The 13,418-nt window shown below is 35.8% G+C and carries 9 protein-coding genes; 8 read left to right on the top strand and 1 reads right to left on the bottom strand.

Features of this window, described 5'->3' with window-relative positions:
• Positions 1-17 precede the first annotated feature (17 nt).
• The 4 genes from BM296_RS01590 (at position 18) to BM296_RS01575 (ending at position 8,022) form a co-directional block, all read left to right on the top strand.
• Positions 18-2,426, top strand: coding sequence for an ABC transporter permease (locus BM296_RS01590; RefSeq protein WP_091900969.1), 2,409 nt, complete (start codon positions 18-20; stop codon positions 2,424-2,426).
• Positions 2,427-2,436: 10 nt separating this feature from the next.
• Positions 2,437-4,821: an ABC transporter permease gene (locus BM296_RS01585; protein ID WP_091900967.1), complete on the top strand. Its 2,385-nt coding sequence runs from the start codon at positions 2,437-2,439 to the stop codon at positions 4,819-4,821.
• Positions 4,822-4,833: 12 nt separating this feature from the next.
• Positions 4,834-7,287 carry an ABC transporter permease gene (locus BM296_RS01580; RefSeq protein WP_091900965.1) on the top strand — a complete coding sequence of 818 codons (2,454 nt, stop codon included), beginning with the start codon at positions 4,834-4,836 and terminating at the stop codon, positions 7,285-7,287.
• A gap of 69 nt (positions 7,288-7,356) precedes the next feature.
• Positions 7,357-8,022: an ABC transporter ATP-binding protein gene (locus BM296_RS01575; RefSeq protein WP_027065915.1), complete on the top strand. Its 666-nt coding sequence runs from the start codon at positions 7,357-7,359 to the stop codon at positions 8,020-8,022.
• Between the two features lie 211 nt (positions 8,023-8,233).
• On the opposite strand, the gene BM296_RS01570 is transcribed toward BM296_RS01575, so the two are convergent.
• Positions 8,234-9,907: an amidase gene (locus BM296_RS01570; protein ID WP_091900962.1), complete on the bottom strand. Its 1,674-nt coding sequence runs from the start codon at positions 9,905-9,907 to the stop codon at positions 8,234-8,236.
• 193 nt (positions 9,908-10,100) lie between these two features.
• On the opposite strand from BM296_RS01570, the gene BM296_RS01565 reads away from it, so the two are divergent.
• From BM296_RS01565 to BM296_RS01550, 4 genes are all read left to right on the top strand, one after another.
• Positions 10,101-11,243 carry an Mrp/NBP35 family ATP-binding protein gene (locus BM296_RS01565; protein ID WP_091900957.1) on the top strand — a complete coding sequence of 381 codons (1,143 nt, stop codon included), beginning with the start codon at positions 10,101-10,103 and terminating at the stop codon, positions 11,241-11,243.
• 2 nt (positions 11,244-11,245) lie between these two features.
• The gene (locus BM296_RS01560) at positions 11,246-11,488 is read left to right on the top strand and encodes a NifU family protein (RefSeq protein WP_027065918.1); all 243 of its coding nucleotides are present in this window, start codon (positions 11,246-11,248) and stop codon (positions 11,486-11,488) included.
• A gap of 72 nt (positions 11,489-11,560) precedes the next feature.
• Positions 11,561-12,619, top strand: a complete 1,059-nt coding sequence (locus BM296_RS01555; protein ID WP_027065919.1) for an NAD(P)/FAD-dependent oxidoreductase — start codon at positions 11,561-11,563, stop codon at positions 12,617-12,619.
• Between the two features lie 260 nt (positions 12,620-12,879).
• Positions 12,880-13,212, top strand: coding sequence for a 2Fe-2S iron-sulfur cluster-binding family protein (locus BM296_RS01550; protein WP_027065921.1), 333 nt, complete (start codon positions 12,880-12,882; stop codon positions 13,210-13,212).
• Positions 13,213-13,418: the final 206 nt, after the last annotated feature.

Raw genomic sequence — 13,418 nt, 5'->3', positions numbered from 1 at the left:
TAAAAAAAACACTCATCATGTTTAAAAACTATTTAAAAATTGCTTGGCGAAACTTAATAAAAGATAAAACGAATACCGGTTTAAATGTAGTGGGATTATCCATAGCTTTTGCCGTGGTAATATTGCTGGGAATGGCAGCCATGTTTCAACTTTCGTATGATGATTTTCACGCAAATGTCGATTCAATTTATAAGGTTGTGCGTACAGAACAAACTCCTAAAGGGCCAAAAGCAGGTACAGTTCAACCAGCACCTTTAGCCCCCGCATTATATGCTGAGGTACCTGGAGTGAAACGAATAGCCAGATGTGTAGAAGATGGAACGCTTGCGCTCTATAATGACAAAGAGGTAAGTATGGATATTATTTGGGTAGACCAAGAATTCTTTTCCATGTTCAGCTTTCCTATTCTTAACGGGAATGATAAGAACCCCTTAGAGAATTTAAATTCTGTTGTGGTTACAAAAGATGGGGCAAATAAATTATTTGGGTCAACCGATGTTATTGGAAAAACGTTTAACCTTTTGGTAAATGGGCAGGAAACGCCATTTACGGTAAGTGCTATTGCAGACAATATACTTCCGCAAAGCAATTTAGATTTTCAAATTGCCGCTAGATTTGAAAGTCATAACGAGTATAATGAAAGTAAAGAAGCGTGGGATAGACAATATCACGCGGTATATGTAGAACTTGACGAAGGTATGACGGCCTCGGTGTTTGAAAAAAGTAGTGAGCCCTTTATAGACCTTCACTACGAGGAAGGTATAAATCGTTTAAAAAGAGATGGAGCAACGGCAGATGAAAATGGTCGTTTTATAAATCTTAAACTGGTTCCGCTTAAAGATGTACATTTTGCAAAATTTAAAAACGGATTTGTTGAGGTGAGTAGGAGTAGACCGTACCTCATTTTCGGTATAGCTTTATTAATATTGTTCATTGCTTGTGTCAACTATATAAACATGAGTATTGCAAAGACGGCAAAACGCCTAAAGGAAATAGGTATGCGTAAAACCTTAGGGGCACAAAAGCAGCAACTGTTTTTTCAATTTTGGAGCGAAAGTTTGTTTGTTTTTCTATTATCTATAACTATTGGTGTGGTGTTGAGTGCAGTTTTTTTGAATGATTTTAAGTCAATGTTCAATACACAGATTTCTTCAGAACTACTTTTATCACCTGTATTTTTAGTAGGACTTTTACTAACAGTCCTTGTTATTACCATGCTTGTTGGTGGTTACCCTGCACTATTGATGAGCCGTTTAGGCACAATTCAGTCTTTAAAAGGAAAATTGGAATCTTCGGGCAGCAATAAGGTGAGGAACGTACTTATGGTGTTTCAATTTGGCATAGCAATTCTTATGATTGTTGGCACTTTGGTCTTATGGGGGCAAATTGATTATATGCGGAATAAGGATTTAGGTTTTGATAAAGAACAGGTGGTTTCCTTTCCTTTAAACGGCAAACGTAATAGTCACGATATGGTAGAGTTGTTGCGTGACGAGCTAAGCGGTAATCCAGATATAATTTCAGTCAGCGGTTCTGATAGTAATTTGGGCCTAGGAAAAGATGGTGGTAGGTCTTCTAGCGGCATTGGTTTTGAATATAAAGGTCGTATTGTAATGACTAATTTTTTAGTGGTTAATCATGAATACATCCAAACATTAGGATTGAACGTGGTTGCCGGACGAAGTTTTGAGAGTGCCGGCGATAGCTTAGGGGTTGTAATCAATGAAGCAATGGCCAAAGAATTAGGAGAACAAGATCCGCTAATTTCACAATTAGAGATTGATGACGGTGTATTTTATCCTGTTTATGGGGTTGTTAAAGATTACAATTTCACAGATTTAGATCGGGAAATTGCGCCAATGACTTTTTTTATGAGTAGGCAACAAAATCTTACCTATGGTTTTGTAAAAGTTTCGCCAGCTAACATGGCCAATTCATATGCTGCAATTGAATCTGCATGGAAAAAACTAGAACCTAATGCAGAATTCTTAGGATCTTTTGTAGACGAGAATATAGATAGAACATTTAAGCAAGAAAAAACAACGGCTAAAATGATTGCCAGTGGTTCTATAATAGCAATTTTGCTAAGTTGTATGGGGCTCTTCGCAATGTCTTTGCTAATAGTATCGCAACGAACTAAAGAAATAGGCATAAGAAAAGTAGTTGGGGCCAGTGTTACCTCAATTACCTATATTCTGACCAAAGACTTTTTGAAATTAGTTTTGATTGCCTTTGTAATCGCTTCACCAATTGCATGGTGGGCAATGCGCGAATGGCTCCAAAATTATGCATACAAAATTGAATTGAGTATTTGGTATTTTGTGGCAGCGGGTGCGCTGGCATTAATAATTGCCTTTCTAACAATTGGTACAAGAACCGTTAGAGCAGCTAGGGCAAACCCGGTAAAAAGTTTAAGAACAGAGTAAAAAACGAACCATGTTATTAAACCATCTAAAATTATCTTTTCGTAATCTGTGGAAAAACAGAACGCTTTCCTTTCTTAACCTTTTGGGCTTAAGTATAGGTATTGGTAGTGTATTAACGCTCATGTTTTCTGTGTATGCCTATTATGTAGCAGATTCCATGATTCCAGAGCAAGAACATATCTATTACTTAAAGACACATTTAAATGATGGTAATGATTACAATGAAGTAGTATACCCTTTGTTGGATAAAATAAAAAATACCTCGCCAGAAGTAAAAGCAGGTACGCACTTGCATGGTTGGGGAGATGTATGGTTAGAAGCAGGGGATAAGGAATTTCAAAATACAACAACTTATGCCGACCCAGAATTCTTTAAGGTTTTTGGACTACCTCTAAAATATGGAAACCATAACACTGCATTTAAAGAAAAGTATTCTATTGTCTTGACCGATAAGGTAAGCAAGCAGTTTTTCGGAGAAGAAAACCCAGTTGGTAAAAGCCTAAAAGCGGCAGATACATTAAACCTTACTATTACGGCGGTGTTAGAACCTATAAGTCCGTATTCTTCTTTTAGATTAGGTGTCTTATTGCCAAATACACTTTTAAAGGATAATCCTATATTTAAACAACAGACCAATTGGAACAATAGTTTTTCACCAATATTCTTAAAGCTAAATCCAGAAACAGATATTGCGTTATTTGAAAAGAAGGTAGACAAATTGGTTCAGGAGAATTATGCGGATCCTTCTGTAATTTCAAGAATGGAGGTTATGCCGCACTCAGAAGTTAGAATGGATTCTATACCTGTGGTTGAAATAATTATTGCAGGTAACATCGCCACTTCTTTTTTTGTATTGCTTTTAGTGCTAGTAAATCTTCTGAACTTAAATACCTCTACTATGTTTCGGAGAACAAAAGACATTGCAGTTCGCAAAATATTGGGAGGTAATAGTAAAGGGGTAATTACCCAGTTTTGCCTTGAAAATGGAATTTTGGTATTGTTTTCCATACTTATTTCTAGTGTACTTTTCTTCGGATTCTTATTACCGAAAATGAATGATGTCTTTGGGGCAGATTTTGGGGAGATTAATTTTAGCCTTAAAAATGATTATCCGGTGATTTTAGGTGCGATTGTCTTAGGTATTTTGGTGACATTGGTGGTGGGCATATTACCTACATTAAGGTTTGTTTCTTTACCGGTTTCACAAGGTATCAAAGGAAAAATAGATAGCGCTAAGGGAAGTTTTATTTTACGTAATTCATTTATCATCCTTCAATTTTCTATAGCCATACTTTTTATCTGTATTGCAATTATTTTAAACAGTCAGATCGGGTTCATGAAAAAGGCAGACTTGGGTTTCGAGCGTGATCATGTAATTGTAGGTAATATAGACCTTGATTATAAGAATATGGATGCCGCCAACTCTAGTTTTAAAGGGCTGTTAAATGATTTAGAAGCCAATCCGTATGTAACCTATGTTAGTACGAGCCAGTCAGTTCCTTCAGATTATTATTTCAATTATACCACATTTTATGACCCAAATACAGAGGCAGATGTTCGTTTTAGAAGGTCATATACAGATGATGGTTACTTGAAAACACTACAGATTCCGCTGATAGAAGGAAGAGATTTTGACAGTGATATTGACAATGGAGAAGAAACGCCGGTTATTATTAATCGTAGTGCCATGGAAGCTTTTGGTTGGACAACAATAGAGGGAAAACGATTGAAATATAAAAACAGCGATTTCATAGGTAACCCTATTGTTGGGGTAATGAAAGATTTTCACTATCAAGATTTACAAAATGCGGTAGAACCTCTGGTACATTATTATAGAGATGAAGAGAATTTAGCCAAACATCGCTACCTAACAGTCCGGGTTGTTGATGGAAAGGAAAAAGAAATAAAGAACATAATAGCGGCTGCTTTTGCTAAAATAGATTCCAGAAAAAATTATGCCCAAGGTGATTTAAGTGATAAAGTAAGTGGACAATATCGATTAATTGATGGAATGCTAAAAACAGTAAACGTGGTTGCATTGCTAACCATATTTATATCTTGTTTAGGTATGTTCGGTCTTATTTCATTTATGGCAAAAAGACGAATTAAAGAGATTGGTATACGTAAAGTCTTAGGTGCTGGGGTACTAAAAATAGTCGTGTTGCTTTCAAAGGATTATATAATTTTGGTAGGTATTGGAGCTTTAATTGCTTTTCCAATTGCGTGGTATATGATGAGTGCTTGGCTGGGTAGCTTTGCCTATAGTATTTCCATTCAATGGTGGATGTTTGCTTTGGCAGGAAGTATTGCCTTCTTCATAACGGCATTTACATTAGGCATACAGGCGATAAAATCAGCGATGGCCAACCCTGTAAAAAGTTTACGAACAGAGTAAAACTAAACTAATATGCTACGTAATTATTTAAAAATAGCTTTTCGTAATATTTGGAAAAATAAGACATTTTCCCTGATTAATATATTGGGTCTTTCTATTGGTTTAAGTGCTTCATTCGTAATTGGTGCTATGGTTTTTTACGACCTTACTTTTGATAAATTTCATACTGATGGTGATAGAATTTATAGGGTCACATCTTCGTTTGAAGGTGCGTTGGGTGTGTTTTATAATGCGGGAGTAACGGTTCCTTTGGCACAAGAGCTAAAAGATTTGAGAACTGATGAGATTGAAACGGTCGCTCCATTCTTTACTACGTATCCCTTACATGTTGCAAATCAAGAAACTGGGAATAAATTCAAAGACCCCGATTTTGTGATTTATACAGAACCTTCATATTTTAAAACATTTGACTATGATTGGTTGGCGGGCGATTCAAATAGTGCTTTGGAAGAGCCAAATATGGTGGTGTTGACTAAAGAACGAGCCATAAAATATTTTCCAAATCAAGAACCAAGTAACGTTGTAGGGAAGTCGCTTGTTTATAATGATAGTATCCATGCTACTGTTTCAGGTATTGTTGATGGTTTTGATGGTCGTACAGACATAGTTTTTGAAGAATTTATTTCTTTGAAAACAGCGGCTAGACAAGATATGACCAATGCGATAAATGAATCAGGATGGGACAATACAAATTCAGCATCTCAATTATTTCTTAAACTTTCAGAAAATGCTATTACAAATAATGTTCAAAAAACACTAACACGAATTGCAAAAGAACATGATGAACCAGAAAATTCGCATTCGGGTGCTAGTAAAAGAAGGTTCATGTTACAGCCTTTAAGCGATATTCATCTAAACCCTAATTATGGAACCTTCGATTTTAATGATAGTAGAAGAACAAAGGCGGCGTTAAAAAGTCTTCTATTATTAGCATTTATTTTATTGATATTAGGATGTATTAACTTCATTAATTTAAATACGGCTCAAGCAATAAAAAGAGCGAAAGAAATTGGGATTAGGAAAACCTTAGGGAGTTCTAGATTGCAATTGGTTTATCAATATTTAGGGGAAACATTTTTATTGACATTATCGGCAGCAGTACTTTCAATATTTATCTCAAAATGGCTATTAATTTTATTTTTAGATTTTATTCCTGCCGGATTAAGTTTCGATATTTTTTTAAACCCATGGTTATTGTCAGGTGTTTTTCTGTTACTTTTTTTAGTAACGGTTTTATCTGGTTTTTATCCTGCTTTAGTTATGTCTAAATACAAACCTGTTTCAGTATTTAAACAGCAAATCATACCTAATTCTGATAAAGGCTCTTTAAGAAAGTATTTGACGGTATTTCAATTTGTAATTGCGCAAGTGTTTATTATAGCTACGCTGATGGTAGGTAAGCAGTTGAACTATATTATGAAAAAGGACATGGGCTTTAAGACAGAGGCAATTGCATATTTTAAAACTCCATGGCAAGATACATCGGCTGTAAAACGAACAAGATTTGTAAATAGAATACAGGATTTGGCAGGCATATCAAATGTGGTACTCGCAGGTAATCCTCCCGCTTCATTTTCTACTATGACCATGGATGTGAAATACATAAAAGATAGTACAGAAGTAAATTCATATCTACACCTAATGTATGGTACTGCCAACTATTTTGATTTATATAATTTAAAGCTACTAGCCGGTAGAATGCCTTTGAATGATTCTATAAGTGAGTACGTGGTGAATAAATCATATTTGAAAGCTGTAGGTTTAGAAAATGCTGTAGATATAGTCGGAAAAAATTTAATAGTTGATGGTGATAATTTGCCTATAGTTGGAGTCATGGAAGATTTTAATCAACACTCTTTAAAATACGGTGTAGCACCGATGGCATTAACAGGCAGTTCTTACAGTGGTAAATGGACACAATACAAAACCATTCATTTTAAATTAAATAGTAATGAAACAGCTGATTGGTCTAAAACTATCTATGGAATAGAAAATATTTGGAAGGATATATATCCAGAATCTGATTTTGAATATGCTTTTATGGATGATACTGTTAAGCAGTTTTATGAAAGTGAGCAAAAAACATCGATACTCTTACAATGGGCAACTGGGTTGGCAATTCTTATTAGTTGTTTAGGTTTATTAGGTTTGGTTATACACACAACCGAACGCAGAAGAAAAGAAATAGGAATCCGAAAAATACTCGGGGCCAATCTATTCCAATTAAATTATTTATTGTCAAAAGATTTTTTAAAACTGGTTTTCATCGCTTTTGTAATTGCAGCACCGATTGCATGGTACGGACTACATAATTGGTTAGAAGAATTTGCAACTAAAACAGATTTAAGCTGGTGGATTTTTGCTCTGAGCGGTATAGCAATGGTAGTCGTCTCATTATTAATTATGACTATTAAAACTATAAAATCGGCGATGGCCAACCCTGTAAAAAGTTTACGAACAGAGTAATAATCAAGACATTAATCAACAACCAACTAACACACTATTTCACTAACAAACTAATACACTATATAAAACATGTTATTACAATTAAAAAATATTTTCAAGTGGGTACAACAAGGCGGTCAGCGCGTATTTTTGTTGAAAGATATTAATCTAGAAGTAGAAGAAGGGGAATTTATATCCATTATGGGACCGTCTGGTTCAGGGAAGTCTACATTGCTAAATGTTATAGGAATGTTAGATACTTTTGATGAAGGAGAATATGGTTTCTTGAGCGAATCTGTTCATACCCTAAAAGAAAAATATCGCTCTAATTTGTATAAAGAGTATATCGGCTTTGTATTTCAATCATATCATTTGTTAGATGATTTAACGGTGGAAGAAAATCTAGAAATGCCATTGTTGTACAAAAAGATAAAAAGCTCTGAACGCAAGGCTTTGGTAGCTGATATGCTAGATAGATTCAATATTGTCGGTAAAAAAGATTTATTCCCAACACAGTTAAGTGGTGGTCAACAGCAATTAGTGGGCGTAGCCCGTGCATTGATTGGTAAGCCAAAATTGATATTGGCAGATGAGCCGACCGGAAATCTTAACTCACAGCAAAGCGAAGAAATTATGGAGCTTTTTAAGAAGCTAAATGAAGAGGACGGAGTTACGATTATTCAAGTAACGCATTCGGAGAAAAATGCGGAGTACGGTTCAAGAATTATCAACCTTTTAGATGGTAGAAAGATTTAAATTTCTACGGAATGTTATTTCGAGCGTAGTTGAAAACTTATAGGTTAGAATTTATTTCCGAATGTCAGTTCGTGTTCCCATTATTCAATTTTTTATTGAATAATGGGTGTACTTCGGCTAAGCTCAGGAGAACTGTCGCGAACCTTTTGAAAACAAATAGTTCCCACCTGAAAAAAAATGCGGTATTCTAACAACCAACAACCAACAACCACTAATCCGCATACCCTTCAGGATGCATTTCGTCAAACTCAGTTTGGTCTTGAAAAGCCTTGGCTAATAAAAGTATACTGGCTTCGTCATATAAATTACCAACTAAGGTGATACTGGTAGGGTGTTTTTCTTTATCCAATCCTGTTGGAATTGCAATAACCGGGTGTCCGGTAAGATTGGTGATAATTAATTGTTTGTTGCCAAATGTAGGAGAGATCAGCACATCATAATCTTTCATGATAGCCTGCATTTTTTCAATAAGCACTTGTCGGTGACGGTTAGCTTGTAAATATTCCACTGCAGGAATAAAACGCGCTTGACGCAAAGAATTTGCTCTAGAGCGTTGATCTTGCTCCACCATTTTATCAACATTTTCAGAACGTACCAAATCGTCGAAAAAAGCTCCTGCCTCAGCTCGTAATATCACATCAAAACTATTGTAGGGAATATCCTTTGGTAATTCTACTTCGTCTAGCGTAATTCCCATTTCTTTAAAAGTCTTCAATGCCTTTTCTAAGTTGTCTTTACTAAGCGAGGTGTCTTTGTCAATATCCTTTTTTAGATATGCAACGCGAAGTGTTTTGTAATTTTTTTTGGGTTCAAATCCGTCTGGGAAATCGGTAGTCATACCATCCTTTGAATCTTTACCGGTAATTACACTATATACAATAGCGCAGTCTTTGGCACTTCTTGCCATAGGACCAACTTTGTCCATAGACCAGCTTAAACTCATCACTCCGTGTCTACTTACTCTACCATATGTTGGTCGTAAACCTGTTATTCCATTTCGGTTACTTGGTGATGTAATAGAGCCAAGTGTTTCTGTACCCAAGGCAAAAGGAACTAATCCTGCGGAGGTTGCCGAGCCCGATCCTGCAGAAGATCCTGTAGCACCTTGCTCGGTATCCCACGGATTTTTGGTTTTTCCATCAAACCACACATCACCACGAGCTAAAGAGCCAGAAACAAGTTTAGCGACTAAAACGCCACCGGCAGCCTGTAATTTCTCTACTACAGTTGCTGTCATTTCAATTTGTTGATTACGGTAAGGTTCTGCTCCCCATGTGGTTTTGTACCCTTCTACGGCCATTAAATCTTTTACACCGTAAGGTATGCCATGCAAAATTCCGCGATAGTTTCCGGCAGCAAGTTCGGCATCCAATACTTTGGCTTGTTCCAGCGCCATTTCTTCGGTAATAGTTATAGTGCATTGGAGTAGGGGATTATATTTTTTTAATCGCTCAATAAAAAACTGCGTCAGTTCATAAGAGCTAATTTTTTTGTTTTTGATGAGGGAGGCGAGCTGAGGTATGGAGTAAAATGCAAGGTCTGCCTCTTTAGCAGGTAATTGCACATCATTCGGAATCTCCCATTCAGGAAACCCAGCTTGTTCTTTCGGGGTGAAGTTTAAAGGTAATGGGTTAAACCGAACAGCAGGTATTACATTGTTATCTAAAGTGTATTTTCTTAAAGTATCATATCCTTCTTTATTTCTTTTTAAATATGGATAAAGTGTATCTATATATTTCTTATCAAAATCTAATCCCGCTAGTTTTTGAGATCGTTTTACATCCTTTTTAGAAAATTCATTTTTTGAGCTAGAGCAAGCAGTAGCTATTAGAATAATAAATACGAAAGTTAATAGAAGCGGAGTTCTTTTTACAGGCTGGTACATTGGTTGAATTTTAAAGAAGATTCTAATTTACAGTTTTTAGATAGTTTCTTTTGACCTCAAAATCATAAATAATCAATAAATGAATATTTACTAATAAGAGGTTCTATTTATAATGGCATATTCATTTTCAATACGCTAGCTTCCTAATCTAATAACTAAGGATTATCTTTGTTGTTTAGAATGAATTTATATAATGAAGATAGATAAAAAGGACATCTTAAAAGCTTTGGAACACATTACGGTTCCTGGGGAAGGTCAGAACATGGTAGAAAGCGGAGCTGTTACCAATATTCAGATTTTTGGTGATGAGGTTGAAGTTGATATTACCATTACAAATCCAAGTTTACAGGCACGTAAAAAGACCGAAGTGGAGATTTTAAAAATCATACACAAAGAGGTTTACGAAAAGGCAAAAATTAAAATAAACGTTAAGGTTGATGCACCAGCTGCAAAACCAAAGACGAACGAGATAAAGGGGAAACCAATTCCTGGTATTACCAATATTATTGCCGTTGCTTCTGGTAAAGGAGGGGTAGGCAAATCTACCGTTACCGCAAACCTTGCTGTGACTTTGGCTAAAATGGGCTTTAAAGTTGGACTTTTAGATGCTGATATTTATGGACCGTCAATGCCAATAATGTTCGATGTGGCAAATGACAAACCACTTGCGGTGAACATAGATGGAAAATCTAAAATGAAGCCGGTAGAAAGTTATGGCGTTAAATTATTATCAATTGGTTTTTTTACACAAAGAGACCAAGCGGTAATATGGAGAGGACCTATGGCATCTAAAGCATTGAACCAAATGATTTTTGATGCACACTGGGGAGATTTAGATTTTATGCTAATTGATTTACCACCGGGCACTGGAGATATTCATTTAAGTATTATGCAATCTTTACCAATTACGGGAGCGGTTGTAGTAAGTACACCTCAAGAAGTTGCTTTGGCAGATGCTAGAAAAGGGGTAGCGATGTTTCAGCAAGACTCTATAAACGTACCAGTATTGGGAATTGTAGAGAATATGGCCTACTTTACACCAGCAGAGTTACCAGAGAATAAATACTATATTTTCGGTAAAGAAGGAGCCAAGCATCTTGCAGAAGATTTGCAGGTACCTTTCCTTGGTGAAATGCCATTGGTACAAAGTATACGAGAAGCTGGTGATGTTGGTAGACCGGCAGCCTTACAAGAAGGAACTCCAATAGAGAAAGCTTTTGAAGAATTGACTAAAAAGGTTGTTAGTGAGGTTGTTGCTAGAAATAAGACAATGCCACCTACAGAAGCTATAAAGATTACAACAATGGCGGGTTGCTCGCCAGTTAATAAAAAATAGATATGACATCAGCTGAACTAAAATTGAATGTTGAAAAAGCACTAGAAGAAATCAGACCTTTTTTACAAAGCGATGGTGGTGACATTACGTTGATATCTATTGATGATGAATCTTCTGTTAAAGTTAGATTAGAAGGGGCTTGTGTTGGTTGTAGTGTAAATCAAATGACACTGAAAAGTGGTGTTGAAATGACTATAAAAAAATATGCTCCCCAGATACAAGAAGTAATTAATATAGAAGCTTAAATTCTGATAATTGTCATGATTTATAAAACTATAGATTGATAATTTTGAAAGGTATTACAAAGAATTGAAGTAATGATTAAGACCGATATATTGATAATTGGCGCAGGACCTACGGGTCTTTTTGCCGTTTTTGAAGCAGGACTCCTAAAACTAAAATGCCATTTAATTGATGCCTTGCCACAGGCAGGTGGTCAATGTTCAGAAATCTATCCTAAAAAACCTATTTATGATATTCCTGGTTTTCCAGAGGTATTGGCGGGTGATTTGGTAGATAATTTAATGGAACAGATTAAATCTTTTCAACCAGGCTTTACTCTGGGTGAACGCGCTGAGACCATCAAAAAATTAGAAGACGGTACATTTGTGGTGACCACTAATAAAGGAACGGAACACCATGCGCCAGTAGTTGCTATTGCTGGAGGTTTGGGAAGTTTTGAGCCTAGAAAACCATTGTTAGAAAATTTGTCAAAATTTGAAGACAACGGTGTTGCCTATATGATTAAAGATCCTGAGGTATATCGCGATAAAAAAGTGATTATTGCAGGTGGTGGTGATTCTGCTTTAGATTGGAGTATTTTCTTGGCAGATGTAGCATCGCAAGTGACTTTGGTACATAGAAGAAATGAATTTAGAGGAGCCTTGGACTCTGTTGAAAAAGTTCAAGAACTAAAGGATAAAGGAAAATTAAATTTAATTACACCTGCAGAGATTATTGGTCTTAATGGTGATACGCAATTGGAATCTGTTCTAATCAGAAAGATTTCTGATGATAACGAAGAACTTGTTTTAGAGGTAGATGATTTTATTCCTTTATTCGGACTCTCACCAAAACTTGGACCGATTGGAGATTGGGGATTAGAAATTGAAAAAAATGCAATCAAAGTAGATACATTCGATTATCAAACAAACATTCCTGGAATTTATGCCATTGGCGATGTAAATACCTATCCCGGTAAATTAAAGTTGATTCTTTGTGGTTTCCACGAAGCAACGCTAATGTGCCAAAGTGCTTTTCAAAAAATTCATCCAGATAAAAAATATGTGATGAAATACACAACCGTAGGTGGTGTAAGCGGTTTTGACGGAACTAAAAAAGAAGCGCCAAAAGCCGTAGTGAAAGCGATTGAATAGTTTAGTGAATAAGTTTTTTAGTAAAATTGTTATTTAGTGTGATGACGAATCAGCTTTTAGAAGATTTAAAGGTGTGGTAAAAATCACAAGATTTAGGAGTTTTAGTTTTTAAAAAATCTTTAAACTTGAAGCGTGAATTATTTATAAGAAAAACAGTTGAATTAATTGATAAGTCAAATGAAATTTCTAGAATGCTTTACGGACTAATTCAATCCATGATATAAACTAGTTCACTAAACCCTAACTACTAAATTCTATAAATGACTGATATCAAAATAAAAATAACTGACCGCGATGGAGTGTTGCACGAGATAGATGCCCCAACGGATATGAACATGAATTTAATGGAAGTAGTTCGTTCATACGAATTAGCGCCAGAAGGTACAATTGGTATTTGTGGAGGTATGGCTATGTGTGCTTCATGTCAATGTTATGTATTGTCAGATACTGAACTTCCTGAAATGGGTGATGATGAAGAAGCTATGTTATCTGAAGCTTTCAACGTAAAAGATAATTCACGTTTAGGCTGTCAATTACATATCACTGAAGATATGGACGGACTAGAAGTAGAACTTGCTCCCGAAGAATTATAAGTGTCTTGTCATTACGAGGAAACGAGATATAATCGAAATTGATGAAGCAATCTGTTTGATTGTTTTTAGAGCTCTTGATAGCCTTGTAGTTGGAAAATAAATTTTTATTTTCCAACAGCCAACAGCCAACAGCCAACAGCCAACAGCCAACAGCCAACAGCCAACAGCCAACAGCCAACAGCCAACAGCCAACAGCCAACAGCCAA

The organism is Maribacter stanieri, assembly GCF_900112245.1.
GTDB classification, from domain to species: Bacteria; Bacteroidota; Bacteroidia; order Flavobacteriales; family Flavobacteriaceae; genus Maribacter; species Maribacter stanieri.
This window is presented reverse-complemented; position numbering and strand designations above follow the sequence as displayed.

What these genes read in the sequence shown, in the direction of transcription:
- BM296_RS01565 (WP_091900957.1), top strand. Translation starts at nt 10,101, where the DNA reads ATGAAGATAGATAAAAAGGACATCTTAAAAGCTTTGGAACACATTACG.
- BM296_RS01570 (WP_091900962.1), bottom strand. Translation starts at nt 9,907, where the DNA reads ATGTACCAGCCTGTAAAAAGAACTCCGCTTCTATTAACTTTCGTATTT.
- BM296_RS01575 (WP_027065915.1), top strand. Translation starts at nt 7,357, where the DNA reads ATGTTATTACAATTAAAAAATATTTTCAAGTGGGTACAACAAGGCGGT.
- BM296_RS01555 (WP_027065919.1), top strand. Translation starts at nt 11,561, where the DNA reads ATGATTAAGACCGATATATTGATAATTGGCGCAGGACCTACGGGTCTT.
- BM296_RS01550 (WP_027065921.1), top strand. Translation starts at nt 12,880, where the DNA reads ATGACTGATATCAAAATAAAAATAACTGACCGCGATGGAGTGTTGCAC.
- BM296_RS01585 (WP_091900967.1), top strand. Translation starts at nt 2,437, where the DNA reads ATGTTATTAAACCATCTAAAATTATCTTTTCGTAATCTGTGGAAAAAC.
- BM296_RS01560 (WP_027065918.1), top strand. Translation starts at nt 11,246, where the DNA reads ATGACATCAGCTGAACTAAAATTGAATGTTGAAAAAGCACTAGAAGAA.
- BM296_RS01590 (WP_091900969.1), top strand. Translation starts at nt 18, where the DNA reads ATGTTTAAAAACTATTTAAAAATTGCTTGGCGAAACTTAATAAAAGAT.
- BM296_RS01580 (WP_091900965.1), top strand. Translation starts at nt 4,834, where the DNA reads ATGCTACGTAATTATTTAAAAATAGCTTTTCGTAATATTTGGAAAAAT.